This window comes from Anaerosalibacter massiliensis, from assembly GCF_024623155.1.
Classification (GTDB): domain Bacteria; phylum Bacillota; class Clostridia; order Tissierellales; family Sporanaerobacteraceae; genus Anaerosalibacter; species Anaerosalibacter massiliensis.
Genome location: NZ_JANJZL010000009.1, coordinates 34716 through 61502 on the forward strand (window position 1 = coordinate 34716; position 26787 = coordinate 61502).

Below are 26787 nucleotides of genomic sequence, written 5' to 3' on the forward strand. Positions count from 1 at the left end.
AATGTTTAAATTATACTTTGGAAGTGTAGCAAATTTTATCTCTACTTGTTTTTTAATAACCTTTTTTATCATATTCATTAAGACTATCAAAAATAATCCAGCAGATGTAAATTGGAAAAGAATGAGTACCATCATGCTCATATTAGGTATAGTACTATCGGCAACAGGAGGAATAAAGGATTCCATGGCGATAAAACCTGCAATTACTTTTGGAACTATGAATATACTGTTCATTCTTCTCTGTGGTCTGGGTATAGTTGCAATAATATTAGGTGTAATTGGTCTAATTTTAAAGAGAGGTTCAGCTTTACAAAAAAGTCTTTTTTATCTTTTGTCATTTATTATTTTAACTAAAGTGGTAATTTTAGAAGGCTTAAGAATAATACAACTCTTTGTATAAGTAGAATTATGTGAATTATTGAAACAAACTGAAAGAGATAAAAAATGATTGATTATTATATTGATGAAAGGATGGCTTTCATGGACATAATGTTAAAAACAAGAACGAAGGATCACATTATGACTTTTTGGAAGAAGACTCAAGATGAAGAAATAAAAAGATTATTCCCCTTTAGTATTGAATCCTTAGAAAAAGCATTAATATTATTTGAGGAGTCTTTGAAAGCAGATGCCTTAAGTTATGGTAAAGTTATTTATTTTAAAGGGAAATATATTGGAGATATTTGGTGTTATGGTATAGATGAAACTAATGAAAAAATAGCTATATTAAGTATTGTAGAATTTACATTAAATAAAGTTTAATAAGAAAATATAAATTGTAAATATATAGTATAATCAGCTATATAAATAACTAAAAAAGGAGTATATGTATGTATATTTATTCTATTATGTACGGATTATAACAACCTATAAGGAGTCCTCCTGAAAAAGAATTTTTTATTTAGAATCTTAAAATACTTGAGGGAGGAAGAAAATATGAAAAAAAGTTTAATAAATAAAGAATTGTTTAATTATCTAATGGATGAAGTAAATGAAAAGTTTGAAGGATGGGATTTCTCATTCTTAGAATCAACTGGAAGAATGCAAGAGTTTCCATTGAGTTGGAATTATAGAAATAAAGTAATGATAGAAATTCATGAAGTATCTTCCTTACTTGATATGGGTACAGGTGGGGGAGAATTTTTATCTACATTAGATCCATTACCTAAATACACCTGTGCTACAGAAGGATATAAACCTAATATACTTATTGCAAAAAACAAATTAGAACCTTTAGGTGTAAAGGTTTATGAGGTTGAAAATGATGAATGTCTACCATTTGATGATGAAACTTTTGAACTTATAATAAATAAACATGAATCTTATTCACCTAAAGAGGTTAAAAGAATTTTAAAGGATGAAGGAATTTTTGTTACTCAGCAGGTTGGCGGATTGAATGATAAAGAAATCAATGAATTTTTAGGAGCTCCAGAGTTTGAATTCTTTGATTGGAATCTAGAAAGAGCTGTAGGTCAATTAAAAGCAGTAGATTTAAAGGTACTTGAACAAAAAGAAGACTTAATAAAAACAAGATTTTATGATATAGGAGCCATTGTATATTATTTGAAAGCAATACCATGGCAAGTACCAGATTTTACTATAGAAAGATACTTTGACAAATTAGTAGGAATTCATAATATAATTGAAAAGTTAGGTTACATTGATTTTACATGTCATAGATTTTTTATTATATCCAGTAAAGAATAAATATAGTATTTTAATAAAAAAATAATCAATGAACTACTTATTAAAAACAGTAGGCTTGTTATAATAACCTACTGTTTTATTTTATTACCAAATAAGCTTTGAAAGTAGCACTAATCATAAGTAGTGGATGAGCTATGTTGGATAGAATAATACTTAGAGATTATGGAAATTATAAGAAATTTTTATTTAATGGTATAATGTTTATATTAGATATGTCCTATAAGTAGATTGTATTCTTAAGATTTGATAATTATGGCGATTTAGGTGATTCTTTGTATAACTAAATTGTATCATTTATGGAGTTTTAATGTAAAAGAACTAGAAAAGTTATAAAATATTGAAGAAAAGCTATCCTAATGAAAAGATAACAATAGAGAACCTTATGCACCATGATGCTGGTTGGCAAGAAGTTATTGTTGATGTACTTGTTGATGATATACATAATACTAAAGATTTGAAAAAGGCATTGCAGAAGGCAGAACCTGAGCAGGTTTATCCTGTAGGAGAGGTAAAAGCATATTCTAATTGGGGGACTGCACTTGCAGAATATATAGTTCTTGGTTTATTCTTACTTGCTCTTTGCTATTCTATAATTATGTTAATCCTAGAGTTAATAACATTTATTAGATTAAAAAAAGGAAACAATTATATCTAAAAGATTCTCTAAATAAGTATAATTTGTCTATACTATTTGTAATATTTTTTGTTTTCTTAAACATATTTATTATGGCTTTGAAAATTTTAAATTATAGTACTTTGGAAAGTATAAGAGTTCATGTTTATTTATCGTTTATTTTTATGATTATTTTATTATTATATGTTGTTTCTTTACCATTTCTTTTTAAGAGAATAAATATTATAAAAAGAAATAAAGTTAAATATGTTTTAACAAGTATAATAGGCTTTATTGTTAGCTTTAATATTTATTATTGGCAGATGTATTTGTTGAAATAATATAATAAGATATTTTCACTGAGAATTTTTAGGATTTATATGTTAAAATAGAAAATATTTTAGATATGAGGTGGTATTATGTATAAAATACTCATAGTAGAAGATGATAAATCTCTTTGTAACAACATAAAAGAAGGAATTTCTAAATGGGGATTTGAAACAGCTTCTATAGAAAATTTTGAAAATATATTAGAAGAGTTTGCAAAATATAAGCCTCATTTAGTGCTTATGGATATAAATTTACCTTATTTTGACGGATTTCATTGGTGTAAAAAAATAAGAGATATATCCAAAGTTCCAATTATATTTTTATCTTCAAGGGATAGCAATATGGATATAATAATGGCAGTGAATATGGGTGGAGATGATTTTGTTACAAAACCATTCTCTATTGATATTTTAGTAGCAAAAATACAAGCTATACTTAGAAGAGCCTATTCTTATGGAGAAAGTGAAGGACAGATAATAGAATGTGAAGGAGCTATTTTAAATATAAATAATGGGACTCTAGTCTATAATAATAAAAAAGTAGAACTGACTAAGAATGAGTTTAGAATTCTTCAATTGCTTATGAAAAATAAGGGCAAAATAGTGTCAAGGGATAGGATTATGAGGGTACTTTGGGAAAGTGAATATTTTATAGGTGAAAATACTTTAACAGTGAATGTAAATAGACTTAGGAGAAAGCTTGAAGATATAGGACTAAAAGACTTCATATTAACTAAGAGATCTCAAGGATATGTGATACCATGAGTTTCTTTAAATATTTAAAAGATTTATTTTGGACAATTATATGTTTTCTAATGGTAACTTTAATTATAAATCTAATACTAATAACTAGTACAAATTTAAATAAATCTCTAAATGATATTCTGTATATGAATATGCTACTGTTTTCTATTTCTTTTACATTTTTAATTGTAGGGTATGTTAAATGGAGAAATATTTACAAAGATTTTAGAAGTGCTCTTTATAATAAGGAAAAAATTGATGGATTTGTTCCAAGTGGTGAAAAATTGGAACAAAAACTAATAAGAAAGGTTGTTGATTTAAAAAATAAAGAGAAACTAAAAGAGACAGAACAACTAAAAGAAAATTTGGACGAGTTAAATGACTATATAACAAAATGGGTTCACGAAATTAAGATACCATTATCAGTATGTGAACTTATAGCTGACAAAATTGAACAAGAAGATATGTACAATATATCAGAACAACTAAGGCAAGAATTAGAAAGAACTAATTTTCTTGTTAATCAAGTACTATATACTAGTAGATCATCAAGTTATTCAGAAGATTTTATAGTTGAAGAAGTAAATATTGATTCTTTAGTTAAAGGTGCAATTAAGACCAACACTAATCTTTTTATATCAAAAAGAATAGAATTAGAAATTGGTGATTTGGATTTTGAAGTATTAACAGATAGGAAGTGGGCTTCATATATATTGGAACAGATAATAAATAATGCCTGTAAATATGTATCTATAGGTGGAAACATTAATATTTTTGCAAAAGAAGATGATGAAAGTGTAATACTTTCAATAAGAGATAATGGAATGGGTATTGCTAAAAAAGATATTAATAGAATATTTGATAGAGGATTTACAGGGGCCAATGGGAGGAAGACAAGTAAATCTACAGGTATGGGACTTTATATATGTAAGAAAATTGCAAGTAAGATAAATATAGGAATAAAGGTTAATTCTCAAGTGTCACAATATACGGAATTTATAATAATTTTTTATAAGTTATCTGATTATTTCAATGTGACAAAGATGTAATATTAGTATTCATATTGTCACCGTAAGTGATGGTAGCTAGATAATGAAAATATTAAAATATAGTTAAACATTAAAACAGGAGGATGACAATATGAAAATAGTACTTGAAACAAAGAAATTAAGAAAAGAATATGGTTCTAAGGATGCTATTTTTAAGGCTATAGATAATATAGATTTAAAAGTATATGGGGGCGAATTTTTAGGAATAATGGGTCCATCTGGAGCAGGTAAGACAACACTTTTAAATATGTTATCTACTATTGACAAACCTACTTCTGGGAAGATATATTATGAAGGCAAAGATATTGGAAATATGAAGAATAGAGAACTTTCAGTATTTAGACGAAATAATATAGGTTTTATATTTCAAGATTTTAATTTATTAGATAGTATGTCTGTTGAAGATAATATAGCATTGCCTCTTGCTTTATCAAAAGTGAATGCTAAAGAAATAAGGAGTAAAGTAGAAAAATTGAGCAGTTTTTTTGGATTGAAAAACCAAACTAAAAAATATCCTTATCAGTTATCAGGAGGACAAAAACAAAGGGTAGCAGCAGCAAGAGCACTTATTACTTCGCCTTCTATAGTCTTTGCAGATGAGCCTACTGGAGCATTAGATTCAAAATCTTCTCAAGAATTATTACAATGTTTATCTAAGATGAATGAAGAGTTCAATACAACCATTATAATGGTAACCCACGATGCATTTTCAGCTAGTTATTGTAAAAGAATTTTATTTATAAAAGATGGCAAAATTCACACAAGAATAGACAAAGATTCATCAAGAAAAGAATTCTTCAAGAGAATTATTGATTTACTTGGTTCTATGGGAGGTGGGGTAGATGAACTCTTTTAAGATAGCAATTGTTAATTTTAAAAGAAATATAAAAATTTATGGTTTGTATCTCATGGCAATGATTTTTTCTGTAGCTACCTATTATAATTTTTTGTCAATGAGATATAATCCTCAATTTTTAGAACATAAAGAAGCTTCTGGTTATATAGATTCTGCATCTATGAGTGCTTCTATGCTTATGATAATATTTTTAATATTTTTCATAGTATATTCTACTAATTTTTTCTTAAATCAAAGGAAAAAAGAAATTGGTGTGTACGCTTTTATGGGAATTGACAATAATAAAGTAGGTTTTATATTTGCTTCTGAAGGATTATTATTAGGGCTATTATCATTAATTATAGGATTAGCAGTGGGGATTTTATTTAGTAAATTATTTATGATGATACTTGCCAAAGTAGCTCTTTTGAATATGAAAATCGACTTTTTCATATCTAAAAAAGCTATTATTTATACTATAATTGCGTATTCAATTATTTTGGTGTTTATTTTTTTAAAAGGATATATAAGTATTATTAGATCTAATTTAATTGACTTGATAAATTCTTTAAAAAAAGAAGAAGAACTTCCAAAAGTTAATTATTTCAAAGGAATTGTTTCAATAATAATAATTGGTATTGCATATTATGTTGCAATAAATTATGAAAAATTTGGTTTTGGAACAAGTCTTCTGACTACAATACTTCTTATTATATTAGGTACTTATTGGCTATTTGGATCTTTTTTTTCTATGGTAATAAGACATTATATAAATAAAAAGAGTTTTCTATATAGAGGTGTAAATATTATTAGTATTTCAAATATAGCTTTTAGGATTAAGAATAATTATAGAACCCTTGCAGCAGTAGCAGTATTGATAACAACTTGTATAACTTCTTTTGGTACAGTAAGTTCTTTAAAATATTATGTAGAGAAAAATCGTAAAATAGAAGTTCCTTATAATGTTACTTATGTTTCAGATAATAAAGAAAAAATAGAGAAGGTAGACGAAATTATTAAAAAGTCAAACCATACAATAAAGCTTAAAGAAAGAGCAAATTTCTTTTATGTCCCTGATAATGAAGTTGTAGTAACTAAATTATCTGATTTTAAAGATATATTATCTGACTTAGAAGTGGAAAATAGAGAAGATATAATTTCTGAATTTAATTTGTCTAAAAATGAAGTAGGATATATAGAAAGACCTCAGACAATGATGAGCCTTATAGAAGCACAGGATATTAGGATAAAAGATAAGAAATATGATATAAAAGTTAGTACAAAGGTTCCTCTTTTTGGAAATGGACTTAATTTTCCATGTATAGTTGTTAATGATAAAGAATACGAAGTGCTGAAAGCTAATTTTATAGAACATCAGTTTAATGGTATTATCTTAGATAATCCAAAAAATATAAAAGATTTAACTTTTCAGTTGGCAGAAACATTACCACCAAAAGAATCTGGACTGTATACTTCTTTTATAGCTGATGCAACATTTTATGATTTCACAGGAATTATTTATTTCCTAGGTGCTTTCTTGTTTTTAGTATTTGCATTTGGCACTGGAAGTATAATTTATTTCAAAACATTGAGTGAATCTTTTAGAGATAAAGGTAAATATGAAATATTAAAGAAATTAGGAACTACAGATTTAGAAATATATAAATCAGTTTCAAAACAGGTAGGTATTTTCTTTATATTGCCATTGATAGTTGGTTCAATTCACAGTATAGTTGCTATATCAGTATTAAGTAATATGATGAAGTTTAATTTAATTATACCTACAATTATAAGTATAGGTATATTTACATTAGTATATGGAATATTTTATATCTTTACTAGAAGAAAGTTTATGAGTATAGTTCAATAGCAAGATTTAAAATAGTCATAGGAACAAAAAATGTTCTTATGGCTATTTTTAAAAAACTTAGAGTTATATTGTCTAGAAAAACATATACTGATAATGGTATAATAAATTAAATTATTACTTCTATAAAATTAAAAGTAGAAGCTATATGAAAATTAAAAAAATGATAGCACCTTTAATAATTACATGTATGCTAATAATATATTTCTCATTATTTATTTTAGGAATTATAAATATTCCTGAACCATTGTGGATAAAAATAGTTGGGGTTATAATTCCGTTAGCTTTAATAGGAGTCAGCATATTTGTATTAATTGAAAGAATAAAAGAAATAAGGAGTGGAGAAGAAGATGATCTTAGTAAATACTGATTATTACAATGATAAAGAGCTTGAAATGCTTGGCTTAGTTAAGGGTAGCACAATTCAAAGTAAAAATATTGGAAGGGATATAACTCAAGGTTTTAAGACCATTGTAGGAGGAGAGTTAAAGGCTTATAATGAAATGATGAATGACGCAAGAGCTCTTGCCACAAAAAGAATGGTTGAAGAAGCTGAAGAATTAGGGGCAGATGCAATAATAAATATTCGTTATGCTTCATCTGCTATAATGCAAGGAGCAGCTGAGGTTATAGCCTATGGAACAGCAGTAAAATTTAAATAATTAAAGAAGGTTTTGGAATAATACCCATGATATATCAGAGATAGAATTAGTTTCTATAAATAAAACAAATCTATATTTTCCATAATGTATATTATTAAAGAATGCTTTGAGTAAATAATAATATAGGAAGTGAAACTATATGAATAAAATAGTTGTAGTATATAAGTCAAAATATGGTAGCACTAAAAAGTATGCTCAATGGATAGCTGAAGAATCTAAGGCGGACTTGTTTGAACATTCACAAGTAGATATTAAGAAACTAATGGAATACGATACTATTGTTTATGGTGGCGGATTATATGTAAGTGGAATTGCTGGAATTTCTGTTATAACTAAAAACTATAAGGCTTTAAAGGATAAAAGAATAATAGTTTTTACTGTAGGGCTGGCTTCAACTGACAGGAAGGAAGTTTTTTCTCCAATTATAGAAAAGAATTTTTCAAAAGAAATGAGTGATAGTATAAAGTTTTTCCATTTACGTGGTGGAATTGATTACAAAAAGTTAGGATTCATACATAAATCTATGATGGCAATGCTCAAAACTGTAATTTCTAAGAAAGATTCTCAGGAATTGTCTGATGATGATAGGGAGCTTTTAGCTACATATGGTAAAAAGGTTGATTTTACTGATAAGAGTACATTAAAACCTTTATTATTATTTTTAGAAAAGTGAAGTTATTTATAGAGTTTAGTAGAATCGAAAATTTTTCGTAAATGCTTTTTTACCTTAATAGGGATAAAGCAAAGTTTCCTAGATATTGTTTCCAAGCTATAAAAGTTAAGTTATATGTATTTTAATGGTATACTATTCATATTATTTATGTTTGAAATAATATAACGAAGTAAATCTTTGTATTAATTAGACTTATTATAATATTATTGATACTACAAGGTAGTGATAATTTGAAGAAATTTATAAAAAGTGCAAAAAGAGAAAATAAAAAATAAATAAAAAAATCCAACTATGATATATTAATCAGTACGAAAATAGTGATACATAAGGGTTACATTTATTTTTAGGAAATGAAGGCCGAGAAAGTGCATTTATGTATATTGGATACGAAAACTATATTTTCTATGTTTCATCAGAAATGACAATGGAATTAAGAAAACTAATAGATATTCAATAGAACTTTATTCACTTTATGAGCTGTTCAAAGGCATGCTGTAGTTAAATTTATAGTATTGATTTTAGTATAATGATTTGGACTTATTAGTTCTCTAATTTAGTTGCATAGAAATATTTTATGTGTTATTATAAGTATACAGAAAATTGTACTTAAATAAAGGAAGGTATTTATGAAGGATTATAAAACAAAGTTAATGTCTAAAAATGGACATGTAGCTATGTTATTAGCAAGGGAATTGATTTCTTGTGATGTAGGCGAGAGAATTAGAACAATTGGAGAATATACAGATAATTTCGAAACAGGTAGAGGAACAGTACAGGCAGCTTTAAAGTTTTTACAAGATGAAGGTGCTATAAGTATAGACTCTAGAGGGCGTTTAGGCACTTACATAGTAAGTTTAGATTATGAAAAGCTCTGGGCGATTTCAGGTTTTGGGGTAATAATGGGTGTTATGCCATTACCTTATTCCAAACGTTATGAAGGATTGGCAACAGGGTTATATAAATCTTTTGAAAAAGCTAATATTCCTTTTAGTTTAGCTTTTATGAGAGGAGCAGGAAAACGTATAGAGGCCTTAGACTTAGGAAAATATGATTTTGTAATAACGTCAAAATTAGCTGCTCATCATGAAATGAAAGGCTTTTCAAATATTGAAATATTGTATGAGTTTGGAGAGAAAAGTTATGTAGGTCATCATAAAATTGTTTTTAGAAACAATAATATAGAAAAGATTAAAGATGGTATGAGGATAGGTATAGATCCAGCTTCACCAGACCAATTCTTATTAACTAAATATGAATGTGAAGGAAAAAAAGTAAAATATGTAGAAGTATTTTATAATCAAATCATACAAAAGCTGGAAGGCAATGAAATAGATGCTGCTATATGGAATGAAGATGAAATAAGAGAGAAGTCTTTGAAATTAAATATAATGCCACTTCAAAATCCTAGGACTATAGAAATAAATAAGATGGATACTATTGCTACATTAGTAATAAATAGCAATAATAAGGAACTTAAAAATGTTATAGATAAATTTATTAATATGGAGTATATACAGGAAATTCAAAAGAAGGTGTTAAATAATAAAATGATTCCTGCTTATTAATTTTTTTAAAATAAATATACAAAATACTGTACAGAAATTTGGAGGTTAAAAAATGGATGAAATGTTAAATTTAAGACTGGAACTATTAGAAAATTCAGGGGAAATAGATTCTTATACGAGAAAGGCAGTAATTGGTTTTACAAAAAATATTGAAAAAAAATACTCTATAGAAGTAAAGGAAGAGAATGGTGCAATGTTAGTTACACATTTAGCTATGGCTCTTTCAAGAATAAAGAAAGGAGAAGAGATAGAAAGTATAGATGAAGAAATATTTAAAGAAGTAAAAACAACGAAAATGTATAAGGAATTACCAGAGTACTATAAACTGCTTGAAGAACAACTAGATATATTTATACCTCAAAATGAAAAGGATTACATTGCTCTTCATGTATGTACATTAATAGAAAAGACTAATAATTAGGGGGAATATAAATGATTAAAATTGTAGTAGGTGGACAAGTAGAAAAACAAGAAATTGCAAAATTAGTAAAGGAATTAGGTGGTAGTGAAGTAGATGTAGATGTAAAGTCAGATATCCAGGCTGCGAATTCAGTAAAAACAGCTAAAGCAGATTATTATGTAGGGGCTTGCCACACTGGAGGTGGTGGTGCTTTAAGTATGGCTATAGCATTACTTACAAGAGATAAATGTGTTACTCTTTCCATGCCAGGTAGAGTACCTAAAGAATCAGAAATAGTTGAAGCAGTAAAAGAGGGAAAGGTTGCCTTTGGATTTACAGGAGATCATTATGAAATTATTTTACCAATATTAATTAGGGAAATACTTAAGAAATAATACTATTTTATAACTGTATAATAAAAACTGTTGAAATTTGATTTAAAAAACAGTAGCTTAAAATAACTACACCTTAAATATACAAAAAACTGTACAATAATTTATGTAGAACTACAAGTTTTTAAATAAAAACAAAGGAGGATGAAAATGAAAACTTTAATGATTGCTATAATTGGAGCGTTGGCAGCTATTTTATCTAATAAAGGCATTGCTGTATTTAATGATGGTTTAAGACCAATAATGCCAGAATACCTAGAAGGTAGAATGAATAGAAAAGAATTAGCTGCTACATCATTTGCAATGGGTTTTGGTCTAGTAATAGGATTTGGGATTCCTTTTTCATTGACTACCAGTATTATTTTAATTCATAGTGTATTTTTAGGGACAGATATTATAGGTACTTTTTGCCCAGACAATAAAAAGGGGACAATTATTGCTGGAATTATAGGTGCACTTTATGGAGTAGGTTTAGTTATAGGATTAGAAGGGATAGTCAAAGCTTTTGAAAAATTGCCAGTTAATTTTATAGATAGTTTAGGAGAAGTAGGAACCCCAATAGTAGTATCTTTTGCAGTGTTTCCAGCCTTAGCAACTGCTTATCAATATGGTGCAAAGAAAGGTTTATTAAACTTAGTTCTTTCATTAATTGGTAGACAAATAGCTATTATTATAAGTCCAATTACAATAAGTTCTGGGGAAATAAGTTTAAATCCAGAAGGCATGGCTTTAGTTGTAGGAATGATAATACTTATGATTTATGCTACTAGAGAAAAAGCTTCAGAAGAAGATATTGTAGATTTAACTTCAGTATTCGGAGAGAGAGTAGAAAGAATTAAAGGGAATATTGTAGTATTAATGATTATGGGTGGATTAGTAGCTGCAGCTACATCTTTAAATTATATTTCGGGAGATCCAATAGCTTTAAATTTAGCTAGTGAAGGACAAATAACAGATGCAGGCTTTGCCGCCTTAGCAAGAGGAATAGGGTTTATACCATTGATTGTATCAACAGGCATTGCAACAGGAGTATATGGACCAGCAGGTATGACTTTTGTTTTTGCTATTGGTTTATTTGTAAAAAATCCAATACTATCTTTTATTATTGGTGCAGCAATAATAGGGTTAGAAATAATACTATTAGGAAAACTAGGACATTCCATGGATAAATATCCTGGAATTAGAGAAGCAGGAGATAATATTAGAAATGCTATGAGCAAACTATTAGAAGTAGCCCTATTAGTAGGGGGAATGAATGCAGCTAATGCAATAGCTCCAGGTATGGGATTCTTCATAGTAGCAGGACTGTATATATTAAATGAAATTGCTGGGAAACCAGTTGTATCCATGGCAGTAGGACCAATTTCAGCAATTTTAGTAGGAATATTAGCGAACATACTATCCTTAATAGGATTATTTAATATACCAGCATAATGAGAGAGGGATCCCCCCTCTTTCTATATCTTTTTTATAAAAGGTGATAAATATGTCAGATACAAATAATAATAAACTTTATCAAATGCTTAAGATTAGTAAATCAGTATTAAAAGCAGAAAAAATGATGAATAAATCTTTAGATTATTATAGAGAAGAAATTCTTGATGAAGGTGTTTGCATCTTAAGTAATAATCTTAAGAAAGAATTAATTACTTTTGGTGTAAAAAATACAAATCAAATAGAAAAAGAATTAGTTAAGGTTTTGAGAGATAGTGGATTCCTCTTCCATACTTTAGACAAGATGTCTCAAGGAGGTAGAGCTATAGATGTTAATTTAATCAATCCCTTAACAGGTAAAATAATGACAGGCTCTTCTAGTGGAAGTTGTGTAAATATTTTATTAGGAATTAATGATTTTGCTTTAGGTACAGATGGTGGAGGCTCGGTAATAGGACCAGCCATGAGTACTAATCTTTATGGAATTATGGCAAAAGGTTTAGGGTTAAAGGGAAGCAAAAATAAGATTTCTACAGATAATATTGTCTTTACTCCTGGTATTGGAGTAATGAGTCATAATTATAATTTGTGTGTAGATGTTATTAAGACTCTTGTTCCCATTAATATTTACGATAATGAAGAATTGGAAGATAAAAATATAAAAATAGCTATTCCTAAAAAGAATTCTGTAACTTTACCTACTGGAAGAGACATGAGGGAAGAATTAAACGGAGTAATTAGCCAAGTAAAAAATACTGTGGAATTTGTAGAAAAAGACTTTAGTAAGATTCATAACAGAAGAGACGCTATAAGTTTATGCGAAGAAGTATTTAACGAAGAAATTGATATGATCATGACCTTAGAAGGTCCAGTAGATTTATTAGGAACAGGAGATTCTGTATTAGGTAATTGGGGACATATAGGAAGAACTTTACAAGATAGTTCAGGTAAATACTTATTAAAAGTTGCAAATATGATAAATAGTACATCAGTTACTATTCCTATTAACGAGTTAAGTATGGGAATACTGTTAATAGGAAAAGAAGGAATGGAGAGTGGAAGTATAGCTATTTCTTTAGGAAAGATTATAAAAGACGTAATATCTCTACCTCCATTGTTTGAAAAATATTTTATTGATAGTTATTTAAGAGAAGCTCAGGGCTATATCTAAAATAAGGAGGCCTAAAATGACAATACAAACTGTATCAGGAACTATAGATAAAGAACAACTAGGTAGAACTTATATTCATGAACATTTAAATATTGATTTATCAGGTCCAAAGAAAGATTCAGATGCTAATTTAGATAATATAGATAGCATTGTTGAAGAGATAGAATATTTAAAATCCATAGGAGTAGATTCTATTGTGGAAGTGACTAATATTGGCATGGGTAGGAATATTTCTAAATTAGAAGAAGTATGGAAAAAAACAAAAATGAATATAGTAGCAAGTACTGGTTATTATAAAGAACCCTTCTATCCTGTAGAAGTATATGATTTAGATTATAGTGAACTAGCAAAAATAATGATTAGTGAAATTAATAAAGGAATCAAATATACAGAAACGAAAGCACATGTAATAGGAGAGGTAGGAACTAGTAAAGATACAATTACTCATGCTGAATTGAAAGTATTAAAAGCAGCAGCTTTTACCCATAGGGAAACAGGACATCCAATATTTACTCATACTAGTTTAGGTACTATGGCTTTAGAACAATTAGAATTATTTAAAAAGGAAAAGGTAAATATATCTAAAGTATTAATTGGACATTTAGATTTAAATTGTGATAAAGAATATCATTTACGAATTGCAGATTGTGGTTGTTATCTAGGATTTGACACTATCGGAAAAACCAAATATGAAAAAGATGAAAATAGAATAAAATATATTAAATATTTAATTGAGAGAGGACATATAGATCAAATTGTTTTATCTCAAGATATGACAAGGAAATCCCATTTAAAAAAAGGTGGAGGTATAGGATATAGTTACTTAATGGAAAAGTTTATTCCTAAGGCTATTTCTATGGGAATAAGTAAAGAAGAAATAGAGCATATCATGATTGAAAATCCAAAAAGATTATTAGATGTTTAGGGGGATGTGGAAATGGAAACTTATCCTGTTGAAACTATTGATTTAGACAAAGCAATAGAATTTCAATTTAAACTTGTAGACTTAATTCATAGGCATTTTACTGGAGAGGAGTTTTTACAGGGTGGAGACTTTGGTATAACTCCTAATCTGGGTAAACCTAAATATACTAAAAAAGTAGAGAAAGTTTTAGCAGAATTTTTTGGTGTTGAAGACTGTGCCTTAGTTAGAGGTGCCGGAACTGGGGCTATTAGAAATGTAATGAATGTAGAGATGGAAAGTGGAGATAAGATATTAATCCATGATGCACCAATTTATTCTACTACAGATGTTATTGTGAAATCAATGGGTTTAGAGCCTATTATTATAGATTTTAATGACTTTTCAACTTATAATGGAGAGCTTATAAAAAATACTAATTTTTGTCTTATTCAGCATTCAAGACAAAAAATTCAAGATAAATATGATTTAGGAAAAGTCATAAGTAAGTTAAAAGAAATAAACAAGGATATTTTTATATTAATAGATGATAATTATGTGGTAATGAAAGCTGAAAAAATAGGAGTTCAATTAGGAGGCAATGCTAGTGCCTTCTCGCTTTTTAAACTTTTAGGTCCAGAAGGCATAGGTTGTGTAGTTGGTGATAAGGAAGTTATAGAAAAAATAGAGAAGATGAACTATTCAGGTGGTAGCCAAGTGCAAGGCTATGAAGCTATGGAAGCTTTAAGGTCATTAGTTTATGCTCCTGTAATGCTTGCTATACAAAAAAAGGTAGGCAACGAAGTAGTAGAGAGAATAAATAAGGGAGAAGTGAAAGGTGTAAGATCAGCTTTTATAGCTAATGCTCAATCTAGGGTAATATTGGTAGAATTTGAAGAACCTATTGCAAAGGAAGTACTTAAATATAGTAATTTATTAGGAACAGCTCCTTATCCTATTGGGGCTGAGTCAAGATATGAAGTAACTGCTATGTTCTATAGAGTATCAGGAACATTTTTGAAGACTGATCCAAGATTAGGAGATTATATGATAAGGATTAATCCAATGAGAGCAGGAGCCAATACTATTATGAGAATACTAGAAGAAGCAGTAGACAAAGCTTTAAAATAAGGAGGAAAATTTATGTTCTTAGATATGACAGCTAAAAGAAATCCAAATCTCATAAAAGCAGCATTTCAACTTCATAGAGAAGGAGCAATTTATCCTAATACTTATGTATTAGATATGGATGCTATAAGACATAACGCTAAAATAATTAAAGAGGAAGCTGACAAATACAATATTAATTTATATATGATGACTAAACAAATAGGACGTAATCCAGAGGTAGCTAGGGCAATTAGTGAAAGTGGTATAGATAAAATTGTAGCAGTAGATCCTTGGGAGGCCCTTACTTTGGGGAAAGCTGGAATGAAGATTGGCAATGTAGGACATCTTGTTCAAATACCTTCCCATATGATAAGACAAATACTAGATTTAAAACCTGAAGTCATAACAGTATTTACTGTAGAAAAAGCAGTAGAAATTTCTAAGGAGGCAGAAAAGTTAGGAATTAAACAGGATATTGTTCTAAAAATAATAAATAATGATGATTTAATTTATGAAGGTCAAGTAGGCGGATTTAAAATAGATGACTTATTAGAGTGTGCCGAGAGGATAAATGAGTTAGAAGGTGTAAGAATTGTTGGAGTAACTGCTTTTCCATGTTTTTTATACAATGAACAAACAAAAGATATAGAGAAAACAAGAAATGTAACTACCTTGTTAAAAGGGGCTAAAATTTTAAAAGAAGGTTTAGGCATAGATATTAAGCAAATAAACTTTCCCAGTGCTAACTCAACTTTTTCCATAGGTCTTATTAAAGAAAATGGAGGAAACTATGGAGAACCAGGTCATGCTTTTACAGGAACAACTCCTATTCATGCTAAGAGGATGGAGGGGGAGATTCCTGCTATGGTTTATGTAAGTGAGATCTCTCACTGCTATAATGATAAAGCTTATACCTATGGTGGAGGCTTTTACAGGAGAGGACATGTAAAGAAAGCTATGGTTGGAAAAAGTTTTAATGAAGGAATAAACAATATATTAGATGCTGAAACAATATCAGCTGAGAATATTGATTATCATGGAGTTTTGGATATAGATGATAAAAAGCCTCAAGTAGGAGATACGGCAGTATATGCTTTTAGAACTCAAATATTTGTTACTAGAAGTGAAGTTGCATTGGTAGAAGGCATTCAAGAAGGAAATATAAATTTGTTAGGAATATATGATAGTTTAGGTAGGAAAATTAGGTAGGAGATGATGTACTCTATGAAAAAGAGAGTAATATTATTGGTGGTAGATAGTCTTGGTATTGGACATATGAATGATGTAATGGAAGTACGACCTCAGGACTTTGGCGCAAACACTTTTGTTCATTTATTAGATAATGCTAAGGATATTAAAATTCCTAACTTCCAAAGATTGGGGATAAACAAACTTCTAAGTCATAAAAAGCTGGATAATACGGGAAATCTAGCAGGTTATGGCATTATGGAACTAGAACATTATGGTGCAGATAGTTATGCTGGACATCAAGAAATTATGGGAACCAAGCCTTTAAAGCCATTGCTAAAACCATTTTCTGATTATATAAATATTGTAAGAAAAGCTTTAGAAAAAGAAGGATATAAGGTAACTATTGAAAATCCGGAGAAGCCTTATTTATTAGTCAATGATTTGGTAGTAGTAGCAGACAATATAGAGACAGACTATGGACAAATTTATAATGTAACAGCCCCTTTAGACTATATTTCCTTTGAAGAAGTTTTGAAAATTGGTCATATTGTAAGGGAAAATGTAAAAGTTAACAGAGTAATAGCTCTCGGTGGAGAAGAAGTAACTGTTGATGATATATTAAATAGTATAGAAATTCGTGAGGATGGACTATTGGGAGTTAACTCTCCTAAGTCTGGAGTTTATAATAAGGGTTATCAATGTAGACATTTAGGATATGGAGTAGATCCAGAAAAACAAATATCTAATATATTGGCAAGAAAAAATAAGGAAGTAACTTTGATTGGAAAAATGCAAGATGTAATTCAATGTAATACGGCAAATAAAATTCCCGCTATAGACACTAAATATGTAATGGAGCAAATAGTGGACAATATGGATAAAGTAGAAGAAGGTTTAATTGCAGCAACAGTACAGGAGACAGATTTGTCAGGACATGCTCAGGATGTAGAAAGATATGCAAGAAAGGTAATGATTGTAGATAAATATATAGGTATAATCATGGATAAAATGGAGGAAAATGATATATTGATGATAACAGCTGATCATGGCAACGATCCAACTATTGGACATAGTCAACATACTAGAGAAAAGACCTTTATTTTAACCTATGGAGAAAGATTAAAGAATGTAGATATTGGAGTGAGAAAAACATTATCTGATATTTCAGCAACTATATCAGAGTATTTTAATGTAGATAAAACAGAAAATGGTATTAGTTTTTTTAATATTTTAATATAATGAATTAATCTAAATAGATAATCTAGTGAAAATAAGATATACCTAAGAGTTAAGGCCCTTAGATATATCTTATTTTAGTTTATACTTTTATCATTCTGTATAATTATCAAAATAACCTTGAATATATACAATTGGTGTACCTTTTTAAAATTAGCAGAGATTGTTGACTGAATATTTATGATATAATATATATAAATTTATATTACAAAATATTTTAAATAACAGGTGAGATTATGGATAATTTATTAAAGGGGAATATTAATATATTTTTAGAACAGGCAGAAGAAATGTGTAATATAAACTTTGCCTATATTTTTGGCTCCTATGCAAGAGGAGAAGAAAATATTAATAGTGATATAGATATAGCCATTATGCTTAAGGAAATAAATATGGATAAAATGTCAGAATTATTTATAAGGGGAAATTTAATAGAATTGGGCAAGTCTATATTTAAAAAGGATGTAGATATAGTATTTCTAAATGTAGATTCCGTGTTTTTAAAATATAAAATTATACAAGAGGGTATAGTTATCAAGGATAGTAGAGAGAGAATTGCCTTTGAATCCATAGTATTAAGAGAATATTTTGATTTTAAATACTATAGCAATTATTATAATGAGCGAATGTTAGTTTAGGGTGAATTAAGGATAGGGGGAGATAATCATGATTGAAAAAGAGATTGTTTTAACTAGAATAAGTAAATTGGATGAATATATTAAATTTCTATATGAAGTTGGTAAATATTCTAAGGATGAATATTTAAACAATTTAATGATTTATGGTTCTGCCGAAAGATTTTTGCACTTAGCTATAGAATGTGTAATAGATATTGGAAATCATATAATTGCTAATATGAGATTTAGAAAACCTGAAAGCAATAGGGAAGTATTTATTATCCTATTCGAAAATAAAATAATAGATAACAATTTGAAATTAAACCTATGCAATATGGCAGGCTTTAGAAATATATTGGTACATGATTATATAGATTTAGATAGGGAAATAGTATATGATATAATAAAAAATAATTTAAAAGATATAGAAAATTTTAGAGATATAGTTATGAATTATGTATAAATAATATTTTTTAATAAATTAGTAATAAACCATAGGGGTTTTGAAGTTCACATTATCCTTATGGTTTATCATAATATATTTTAGGGTAAAATTATTTTCTCGTATCACTCTGTATAATTATCAAAATAACCTTGAATATATACAATTGGTGTACCTTTATCTCCGCTTCCTGAAGTTAAATCGGAAAGAGAACCTATAAGGTCGGTAAGTCTTCTAGGAGTAGTACCTTGTGTTTCCATAGTGCCTACAAGGTTTGATTCTTTATTCTTAATATACTTAGAAACAGCTTTTTTAAGTTCTTCCCCTTTTAAATTTGCGAAATCATTGTCGGCAAGATATTTTAGTTTTACTTCATTTGGAGTACCTTCAAGTCCTTTAGTATAAGCTGGAGATACTATAGGGTCAGCTAGTTCCCAAATTTTGCCTATAGGGTCTTTGAAGGCACCATCGCCATAGATCATGACTTCAACAGTTTTTCCTGTTTTTTCTTTAAGTATAGCTTGAATTTTATCAACAATAGGTTGGCAGTCTCTTGGAAAAAGCTTTATTTTTTCTTCTGTTGCTTTATTCGAACCTAAAAGACCATAGGCTTCGTTATAACCGCTTCCATCAATAGATTTGGTTAAAATATCATCAAGGCTATAAATTTTATTTCCGCCATTTGCTTTTAATATTTTCTTTGTTCTAAATCTTGAGTGAATATCGCAAGTTAAAACATTTTTAGTATAATCTAAAATAGTTTTAGGATTATTTGAGAATATGATTTGACATTCAGTACCATAATCCTCAATTATAGATTTATAATAATCAATATAGTCAACACCAGTAAAAGGATGTTTATTGTATCCAAAAAGTTTTCTAAATTCATTTTCTGTCAAAACATCTGTCCAAGGGTTGATATCCTTTTCATCAAGTTCATCAATGGTTACTAACTGATTACCTACTTCATCAGAAGGGTATTAAAGCATTAATACAATTTTCTTAGCTCCTTTTGCAATACCACGAAGGCAAATAGCAAAACGATTACGGCTTAGGATAGGGAATATTACTCCAATATTTTCTTCTCCAAATCTTGAACTTATATCTTTTGAAATATCATCGATACTTGCATAGTTTCCCTGGGCACGGGCAACTACAGATTCAGTTATAGAAACTATATCTTTATCATTGATAGAAAAATCTTCTATTTCTGAAGCTTTTAATACAGTGTCTACAACGATTTTTGCAATATCATCTCCTTCTTTCATAATAGGAGCACGTAGACCTCTAACGGCAGTTCCAACTATTCTTTCCATTCCAATCTCTCCTTTAATATATTTTGAGAGGAACGAATATCCTTTCACTTGTAATATACACCATATTATGATATAAGTAAAATAAATATATATGATGCTAGATATAAGGAGTGCTTATATGTCTGTTAAATTGGATTTGTACAAAATTTTTTGTGAAGTAGCTAGATGTGGAAGTTTTTCTAAAGCTGCAAAATCTCTTTATATGACACAACCAGCTGTTAGTCAAGCAATTTCACAACTTGAAATGGAATTAGATATACGGCTTTTTATAAGAACACCTAGAGGAGTAGTTCTTACAAACGAAGGAGAAACTTTATTTGAATATGCAAATTCTGCTATTAATTTAATTAATGTGGGAGAAAAGAAAATAATAGAATCTAAAAATTTAATGGCAGGAGAATTAAGGATAGGGGTAGGAGATACTATATCACGTTACTTTCTGTTACCATTTTTAGAAAAATTCCATAGTCTGTATCCAAATATTAAATTAAAAATTATAAATCGTACAACTTTAGAGCTTTGTACTTTATTAAAATCTGGGGAAGTTGATATTGCAATTTGCAATTTACCTATTAAAGATTCTACTTTAAAGATAAGAAAATTAATGGATATTCATGATATATTTGTTTGTGGAGAAAAGTATAAAGATAAGATTTCCGTTCCTTTAAACTTTAGTGAAATAGCAGAATTACCATTAATATTACTTGAAACTAAATCAAACTCAAGACGATATGTTGAAAAATACATACTATCAAAAGGAGTTAAAATTGAGCCAGAAATTGAACTTGGTTCTCATGATTTATTGTTAGAGTTTGCAAGGATAAATTTAGGCATATCTTGTGTCGTAAAAGAGTTTTCGAAGGATTATTTAGAGAATGAAATACTATATGAAGTAGAATTATCTGAGAAAATACCAAAAAGAAGTATTGGAGTTTGCTTTTTGAAGAGTGTATCCTTATCCCCTGCTGCAACTAAATTTGTTGAGGATTTGGAAAGTAGATAAGGATATGTAGAAATTAATCCAGGTTTATTATAAAATTTAACTATAAATAGAAAAGGGAGAGAATAAATATGAATAATAATATAGGAAAAGAGTTTATTGAGAAAACAAAATATAAATATTTAGGTGAAACAGACCAAGACAAAGAGTTACCTCAGCCTCCTTTAGAAGTAGAATATGATAAGGATACAATATTAATACTTCTTCCATCGGTAGAGAATATAAAAGTTAAAGATATAGATTTAAGGCAGGCTATAGAATCAAGAAAAAGCTTAAGAAAATACGCTGATAAACCTTTAACTATGGAAGAACTGTCCTACCTTTTGTGGTGTACTCAAGGGGTAAAAAGAATTAGTTCTATACCAGCAACCATAAGAAATGTACCTTCAGCAGGGGCAAGACATTCCTTTGAAACTTATCTTCTTATAAATAAAGTAGATGGAATAAAACCAGGATTATATAGGTATTTAGCTATTGAACATAAATTAATGGAAGTTAATATAGAACCTGATATGGCTGAAAAAGTAACTAATAGTTGTGGAAATCAAATTTTTATAAAGAACAGTGCAGTAACTTTCATTTGGAGTACAGCAATTTATAGGATGAAATGGAGATATGGCGAAAGAGGATATAGATATATACATTTAGATGCAGGTCATGTATGCCAAAATTTATATTTAGCTTCTCAATCTATAGATAGTGGAGTTTGTGCAATTGCAGCTTTTGATGACGATGAGATAAATAGATTGCTTGGTTTAGATGGTGAAGAGCAATTTGTAGTGTATCTTGCAACTGTAGGAAAGAAGAATATATTATAAAATATAAAGGGTATGTTCATATTACTACCTTAATTGAAGATCCTTTAATATAATATGAATTATTTGGCAGTTTGTCTGAACAATATGTTATAAGGCAAATTGCCTTTTTAATAAATTTTTCACAATAGCTATAAAAACATGTTGACAATTTTACTTTAGTATATTAATATATTATCATAACAAATCGAAATAAAAGCTTTGATGAGAAATAGTAAAGATACATTTCTTTTACAGAGAGTTCCCGTTTGGTGAGAGGGGCATTTGAGTGTATTTTGAACACATCTCTGAGCTAGACATTGAAACCTATTAGGTAGTAGACTGTCTCCGGATTACCTGCACCCGTTATAGTGCTAGAGTATAAACATATATTTGTCGTACTCGATAAGGTTGATACTGTGAGGTATCGATAAATAGAGATGGGACCACGGAGTAATACTCTCGTTCTCTAGTGTAATGCTAGAGGCGAGAGTTTTTTTATTTCTGATTTTTAAATTAAAATAAAAGGAGAGATATTAATGAAGAGAAAAAATTATTTTATAATTTTATTAATGTTGTTAGTTTCAAGTATTGTTAGCTTAACTGGTTGCTCAAAAGAGACAGTATCAAATAAAGATTCTTATGAAAAGTTGAAAGAAAAAGGTAGTATAGTAATGGGTCTTGATGATACTTTTGCTCCTATGGGATTTAGGGATGATAAGGGAAATTTAGTGGGTTTTGATGTGGATTTAGCAGAAGAAGTATTTAAACGAGTTGGACTTAAAGTGGAATTTCAACCTATAGACTGGTCTATGAAAGAAACTGAATTAAATTCAGGTAATATTGATGTTATTTGGAATGGTTATTCCATTACTGAAGAAAGGAAGGAAAAAGTTAATTTTACTCAAGCCTATCTAGAAAACAAGCAGATAATAATTACATTGGCAGATTCCAGTATAAGCAATAAGGATGATTTAAAAGGAAGGAAAGTAGCAGTTCAAAATGGTTCTAGCACTCTTGAAGCTATAAATAAAGAACCTGAAGTAGTAGCAACTTTTGAAGGTGGAGAACCGGTGCTATTTGATACAAATAATGAGGCAATTATGGATTTGGAAGCCAAAAGAGTAGATGCAGTTGTATCAGATGAAGTCCTTGCAAGATACTATATTAAACAGAAAGATCCTAGAGATTATAAAATAATTGAAGATGATTTTGGAGAAGAAGAATATGGTATAGGTATTAGAAAAGAAGATAAAAAATTGCTAGAAGAGATTAATAATACTTTAAATAAAATGAAAAAGGATGGAAGTTATAATAAAGTTTATGAAAAATGGTTTGGAGAAAACAATTAAAGTAAAAGGATGATATTATGATTAAATATATATATACTTTATTGCCATCTATGGTTGATGGAATTATTATAACCTTAGAAATATTTTTTCTAACTCTCATATTCTCTATTCCATTAGGAATTATTGTTTCCATAGGAAGGTTGTCAAAAATAAAACCTTTATCTAAGATAACGGAATTTTATATATGGGTAATGCGAGGTACACCTTTAATGCTACAGATAGTATTTATATTTTTTGGGCTACCTATAGTAGGAATAACTTTTGATAGATTCATAGCTGTATTTATAGCTTTTGTTTTAAATTATGGTGCATATTTTGGAGAAATATTTAGAGGGGGAATGGAGTCTATTGATAAAGGACAATATGAGGCAGCTAAAGTTTTAGGATTAACTCCATATAAAACATTTATAAGGATAGTATTACCTCAAATGTTCAAAATAGTATTACCTTCTATTGCTAATGAAGTTGTTACTCTTGTAAAGGACACTTCTCTAGTATATGTAGTAGGAATTGGAGAATTATTAAGAGCTGGAAAAATTGCTTCAAATAGAGATGTTTCATTAATTCCATTAGCTTTAGTAGGAATAATATATCTATTTTTAACAGCTATACTTACAGCAGTTTTCAACAAAATAGAGAGAAGGTATTCTTATTATGAATAGGGGGAGAAGAATGATTTTGAAGGTAGAGGGTTTAAATAAAAATTTGGGGAAAAAACAAGTATTAAAAGATATAAGCTTTACATTAGAAATGGGAGAAATTTTAGCTATTATAGGGCCATCTGGAGCAGGTAAAACTACAATTCTTAGATGTATAAATAGTTTGGAAAAATGTGATAGTGGTACAATTAGAATAGATGGTTCTTATTTATGTAAAGATTATAACAATAAGAGTGTTTATGCTGGTTCTGAGGAAATGAGATTTATAAGAAAAAAGATAGGTTTAGTTTTTCAAAATTATAATCTTTTTCCTCATATGTCAGTAATAGAAAATATAATAGAGGCCCCTATAAACGTTTTTGGAGCATCTAAAAATAAAGCAAGGGATAGAGCGTTGGAACTGTTAAATACTATGGGACTTGAAGATAAGATAGACTCTTATCCTTTTGAGCTCTCAGGAGGTCAAAAACAAAGAGTAGCTATTGCTAGGGCTTGTGCATTAAATCCTAAGATTATGTGTTTAGATGAGCCAACTTCTGCTTTAGATCCAGAGTTAAGGGAAGGAATATCAAATATAATAGAAAATTTAGTAGAGAACAATATGAGTATTTTAATTATAACTCATGATATGGCTTTTGCAAAGAGAATTGCCGATAAAATTATATTTATGGAAGATGGACAAATTGTTCAGGAAGGTAGAAAAGAACAATTTTTTAATAGTTTTGAAAATAATAGAATAAGAAAGTTTATGGCTTTATAAGCCACTGGGACGTGACTGTGCAAAAACTATTACTTGACAAATCGAAAATACAATATAATGTATAGAGTAGCTTAATTATATATTGCATATTGAATTCTTTACAAAGTACTTTTTACGCCGTCTGATGTCCCAATGGTTTATCCTTCTACTCCAAATTTCTTTTTATAATAGTAAATCGCAAGTTGGGTTCTATCCCTTAAGGAGAGTTTTTCAAGCATAGTGGAGATATAGTTTCTAACAGTTCCTTCACTTAAGAAGAGTTTTTTTGCAATTTCTCTATTATTTAATCCTTCTGCTACTAGGAGTAGAATGTCAAATTCTCTATCAGATAGTTTTATATCAATATCTTTTTCAGAATAAGTTTGAATATTTGATATAATTTTTGAATCAAAAACTAAATTTCCAGAATGGACTGCATTTATTGCAGGAATAATACCTTTAATATTTTGCTTTAATATATATCCTTTACAGCCTAGTGAAAGGGCTGATGCAATATATTCATTGTCCTGAAAAGTAGTGAGTAGTAAAATTTTAGTATGAGGATCTATTTCTAAAATTTTTTTAGCAGTATCTATACCATTTCTTTTTTTCATTCTTATATCCATAAGGATTAGATCTGGTTTATACTTATTATAAAGTTCTACAGCTTGAAAGCCATCATAGCCTATTGCTAGTATATCTATTCCACTAGCATTTATAATTGTTTTTAAAGATTCTACTACTAATGGATCATCATCTACAATTATAATATTCATATAAATTATCCTTTCATTAAAGTTATATGTATTTTAAATCCATCATCAAAGACATAATTGAAAAAACCATTATACTTATTGGCAATTTCATTCATAGAAAGAAAACCTATACCTTTATTTTTAAGAGAACTTTTTTTATCAAATTTACTTCCATTATCTTTTATTGTTATAGAATGAAACTTAGGTTGACTTAATAAGCTTATCTTTAATTTTGTAGCATTGGAGTGTTTAGCACAATTGGTAATAGCTTCTTTTACAATAGATAATATATCAAGTTTTAAGTCATATCCTAATTCATCTTCAATTTTGTATATAAGTTCAGTATCAATTGTAGGTATTTCAATACATAGTTTTTCAATTTGATTTTTAAGATCTAATGATTCACTATATAAGTTATGTATACTTTTCCTGATGTCATCCATTCCATTCCTTAAGGTGTTTTGAAGAAGATCTAAGTTTTTTATTACATGACTGTCGGTTGAAATTACTTTTAATGCCTCTATTTGCAATATACTACTACTTATGGAATGCCCTATAGAATCATGAAGTTCCCTTGCAATTCGATTTCTTTCTGTAAGTATAGCAATATGAATATTTTTTTCCTTATCTATTTTTAATTGTTTATTATATTTTTCTAAATAAAGGGTATCTTCTTTTAATTCATCCCTTACTATTTTATTTTCATACAGAACAATATTATACTTTCTAGCCATAATTGAAAGATAGATTGAGCCAATAGATGCAAGTAAATTCGTTGTGGAAAAATTCATAAAAATTAAAGGCAAAATAAATACAGTATATGCTTTAAAATCTAAGCACATATTATATAAAATCAAAGGAAAATAGAAAATAAATAATTTATGATAAAAACATAGTAGTATAAAGGAAAAGTAAATAATAGTTTTTATTTTCCCATTGTTTAATAAATCTAGAGTTAAAGAAATAGTTAGACTTATAAGGAAATAGATAACCAAATCTTTACTTGTATTTAATTTATAAGTATTATATAGGCAAAATAGTATAATAAAAGATTTTTCAAAAAAACGCCTCATACATATCTCCTATCAAAGTTTTTAGAATGATTTCATATTTTAATTATACTAATATTCATTGGAAAACACAATTTAATATATGACAAATGTCATATCCTATTATAACTCTATACACTACAATAGAAGGTTTTAAAACTATATAATAAGATTAAGATGAAGTA

Annotated in this window: 29 protein-coding genes, 1 pseudogene and 1 other annotated feature; of the genes and pseudogenes, 27 read left to right on the forward strand and 3 right to left on the reverse strand. The window is 28.4% G+C overall.

The genetic code is table 11. From position 1 onward, the window contains the following. Nucleotide 1 precedes the first annotated feature (1 nt). The 22 genes from NSA23_RS12075 (at nt 2) to hepT (ending at nt 18959) form a co-directional block, all read left to right on the forward strand. The gene (locus NSA23_RS12075; protein WP_042678906.1) at nt 2-400 is read left to right on the forward strand and encodes a hypothetical protein; all 399 of its coding nucleotides are present in this window, start codon (nt 2-4) and stop codon (nt 398-400) included. A 44-nt stretch (nt 401-444) separates the two neighbouring features. After that, on the forward strand, nt 445-762 hold the full coding sequence (locus NSA23_RS12080; RefSeq protein WP_257490577.1) for a hypothetical protein: 318 nt from the start codon (nt 445-447) through the stop codon (nt 760-762). Nucleotides 763-936: 174 nt separating this feature from the next. After that, a complete protein-coding gene (locus NSA23_RS12085) occupies nt 937-1707 on the forward strand; it encodes a class I SAM-dependent methyltransferase (RefSeq protein ID WP_257490578.1) in 771 nt (256 codons plus the stop codon). Between the two features lie 337 nt (nt 1708-2044). After that, nucleotides 2045-2362, forward strand: coding sequence for a serine hydrolase (locus NSA23_RS12090; RefSeq protein ID WP_042678902.1), 318 nt, complete (start codon nt 2045-2047; stop codon nt 2360-2362). Between the two features lie 377 nt (nt 2363-2739). After that, nucleotides 2740-3414 (forward strand): response regulator transcription factor, encoded by a 675-nt coding sequence (locus tag NSA23_RS12095; protein ID WP_257490579.1) that lies wholly within the window; start codon nt 2740-2742, stop codon nt 3412-3414. A gap of 50 nt (nt 3415-3464) precedes the next feature. Further along, nucleotides 3465-4442: a sensor histidine kinase gene (locus NSA23_RS12100; protein WP_257490580.1), complete on the forward strand. Its 978-nt coding sequence runs from the start codon at nt 3465-3467 to the stop codon at nt 4440-4442. Nucleotides 4443-4533: 91 nt separating this feature from the next. Continuing rightward, entirely contained in the window at nt 4534-5298 is a 765-nt protein-coding gene (locus NSA23_RS12105) for an ABC transporter ATP-binding protein (protein WP_042678899.1), read from the forward strand. Next, nucleotides 5285-7147, forward strand: a complete 1863-nt coding sequence (locus tag NSA23_RS12110) for an FtsX-like permease family protein (protein WP_257490581.1) — start codon at nt 5285-5287, stop codon at nt 7145-7147. Before NSA23_RS12105 ends, NSA23_RS12110 begins: the two co-directional genes overlap by 14 nt. Nucleotides 7148-7292: 145 nt before the next feature. After that, nucleotides 7293-7514, forward strand: a complete 222-nt coding sequence (locus tag NSA23_RS12115; protein ID WP_042678897.1) for a hypothetical protein — start codon at nt 7293-7295, stop codon at nt 7512-7514. Continuing rightward, nucleotides 7495-7806, forward strand: a complete 312-nt coding sequence (locus NSA23_RS12120) for a YbjQ family protein (RefSeq protein ID WP_042678896.1) — start codon at nt 7495-7497, stop codon at nt 7804-7806. The genes NSA23_RS12115 and NSA23_RS12120 overlap by 20 nt, the downstream gene beginning before the upstream one ends. Nucleotides 7807-7945: 139 nt before the next feature. Further along, complete coding sequence (locus tag NSA23_RS12125) at nt 7946-8479, forward strand: flavodoxin domain-containing protein (protein ID WP_257490582.1); 534 nt, start codon at nt 7946-7948, stop codon at nt 8477-8479. Nucleotides 8480-9105: 626 nt separating this feature from the next. Further along, nucleotides 9106-10044, forward strand: a complete 939-nt coding sequence (gene yhfZ, locus NSA23_RS12130; protein WP_042678894.1) for a GntR family transcriptional regulator YhfZ — start codon at nt 9106-9108, stop codon at nt 10042-10044. Nucleotides 10045-10096: 52 nt separating this feature from the next. Next, the gene (locus tag NSA23_RS12135) at nt 10097-10465 is read left to right on the forward strand and encodes a PRD domain-containing protein (protein ID WP_042678893.1); all 369 of its coding nucleotides are present in this window, start codon (nt 10097-10099) and stop codon (nt 10463-10465) included. Between the two features lie 11 nt (nt 10466-10476). Next, nucleotides 10477-10839, forward strand: coding sequence for a DUF2620 domain-containing protein (locus NSA23_RS12140; RefSeq protein ID WP_257490583.1), 363 nt, complete (start codon nt 10477-10479; stop codon nt 10837-10839). Between the two features lie 147 nt (nt 10840-10986). Then, complete coding sequence (locus NSA23_RS12145) at nt 10987-12270, forward strand: YhfT family protein (protein WP_042678891.1); 1284 nt, start codon at nt 10987-10989, stop codon at nt 12268-12270. 52 nt (nt 12271-12322) lie between these two features. Continuing rightward, entirely contained in the window at nt 12323-13441 is a 1119-nt protein-coding gene (locus tag NSA23_RS12150; protein WP_042678890.1) for an amidase family protein, read from the forward strand. A gap of 16 nt (nt 13442-13457) precedes the next feature. Next, the gene (locus tag NSA23_RS12155) at nt 13458-14366 is read left to right on the forward strand and encodes a phosphotriesterase family protein (RefSeq protein WP_042678889.1); all 909 of its coding nucleotides are present in this window, start codon (nt 13458-13460) and stop codon (nt 14364-14366) included. Between the two features lie 12 nt (nt 14367-14378). Continuing rightward, nucleotides 14379-15473, forward strand: a complete 1095-nt coding sequence (locus NSA23_RS12160; RefSeq protein ID WP_042678888.1) for an aminotransferase class V-fold PLP-dependent enzyme — start codon at nt 14379-14381, stop codon at nt 15471-15473. Between the two features lie 12 nt (nt 15474-15485). Beyond that, nucleotides 15486-16661: a YhfX family PLP-dependent enzyme gene (locus tag NSA23_RS12165; protein ID WP_042678887.1), complete on the forward strand. Its 1176-nt coding sequence runs from the start codon at nt 15486-15488 to the stop codon at nt 16659-16661. A 15-nt stretch (nt 16662-16676) separates the two neighbouring features. Further along, nucleotides 16677-17882 (forward strand): phosphopentomutase, encoded by a 1206-nt coding sequence (locus NSA23_RS12170; protein ID WP_042678886.1) that lies wholly within the window; start codon nt 16677-16679, stop codon nt 17880-17882. A gap of 233 nt (nt 17883-18115) precedes the next feature. Continuing rightward, the gene (mntA, locus tag NSA23_RS12175) at nt 18116-18517 is read left to right on the forward strand and encodes a type VII toxin-antitoxin system MntA family adenylyltransferase antitoxin (RefSeq protein WP_042678885.1); all 402 of its coding nucleotides are present in this window, start codon (nt 18116-18118) and stop codon (nt 18515-18517) included. A 28-nt stretch (nt 18518-18545) separates the two neighbouring features. Beyond that, entirely contained in the window at nt 18546-18959 is a 414-nt protein-coding gene (gene hepT / locus NSA23_RS12180; protein WP_042678884.1) for a type VII toxin-antitoxin system HepT family RNase toxin, read from the forward strand. Nucleotides 18960-19063: 104 nt separating this feature from the next. Here the strand turns inward: hepT and NSA23_RS12185 are convergent. After that, nucleotides 19064-20254: pseudogene (locus tag NSA23_RS12185) on the reverse strand (coenzyme F420-0:L-glutamate ligase). A gap of 118 nt (nt 20255-20372) precedes the next feature. Here NSA23_RS12185 and NSA23_RS12190 point away from each other — a divergent pair. From NSA23_RS12190 to NSA23_RS12210, 5 genes are all read left to right on the forward strand, one after another. Then, nucleotides 20373-21257 carry a LysR family transcriptional regulator gene (locus NSA23_RS12190; protein WP_042678883.1) on the forward strand — a complete coding sequence of 295 codons (885 nt, stop codon included), beginning with the start codon at nt 20373-20375 and terminating at the stop codon, nt 21255-21257. 68 nt (nt 21258-21325) lie between these two features. Then, the gene (locus tag NSA23_RS12195) at nt 21326-22072 is read left to right on the forward strand and encodes a SagB/ThcOx family dehydrogenase (RefSeq protein WP_042678882.1); all 747 of its coding nucleotides are present in this window, start codon (nt 21326-21328) and stop codon (nt 22070-22072) included. 189 nt (nt 22073-22261) lie between these two features. After that, nucleotides 22262-22521 (forward strand) — a binding site (T-box leader). Nucleotides 22522-22587: 66 nt separating this feature from the next. Next, nucleotides 22588-23400: an amino acid ABC transporter substrate-binding protein gene (locus NSA23_RS12200; RefSeq protein ID WP_042678881.1), complete on the forward strand. Its 813-nt coding sequence runs from the start codon at nt 22588-22590 to the stop codon at nt 23398-23400. A 17-nt stretch (nt 23401-23417) separates the two neighbouring features. After that, a complete protein-coding gene (locus NSA23_RS12205) occupies nt 23418-24062 on the forward strand; it encodes an amino acid ABC transporter permease (RefSeq protein WP_081915148.1) in 645 nt (214 codons plus the stop codon). A gap of 10 nt (nt 24063-24072) precedes the next feature. Further along, the gene (locus NSA23_RS12210) at nt 24073-24819 is read left to right on the forward strand and encodes an amino acid ABC transporter ATP-binding protein (protein WP_042678879.1); all 747 of its coding nucleotides are present in this window, start codon (nt 24073-24075) and stop codon (nt 24817-24819) included. Nucleotides 24820-24956: 137 nt separating this feature from the next. On the opposite strand, the gene NSA23_RS12215 is transcribed toward NSA23_RS12210, so the two are convergent. After that, the gene (locus NSA23_RS12215; protein WP_042678878.1) at nt 24957-25574 is read right to left on the reverse strand and encodes a response regulator transcription factor; all 618 of its coding nucleotides are present in this window, start codon (nt 25572-25574) and stop codon (nt 24957-24959) included. A 5-nt stretch (nt 25575-25579) separates the two neighbouring features. Then, on the reverse strand, nt 25580-26344 hold the full coding sequence (locus NSA23_RS12220; protein WP_257490584.1) for a sensor histidine kinase: 765 nt from the start codon (nt 26342-26344) through the stop codon (nt 25580-25582). Nucleotides 26345-26787 lie beyond the last annotated feature (443 nt).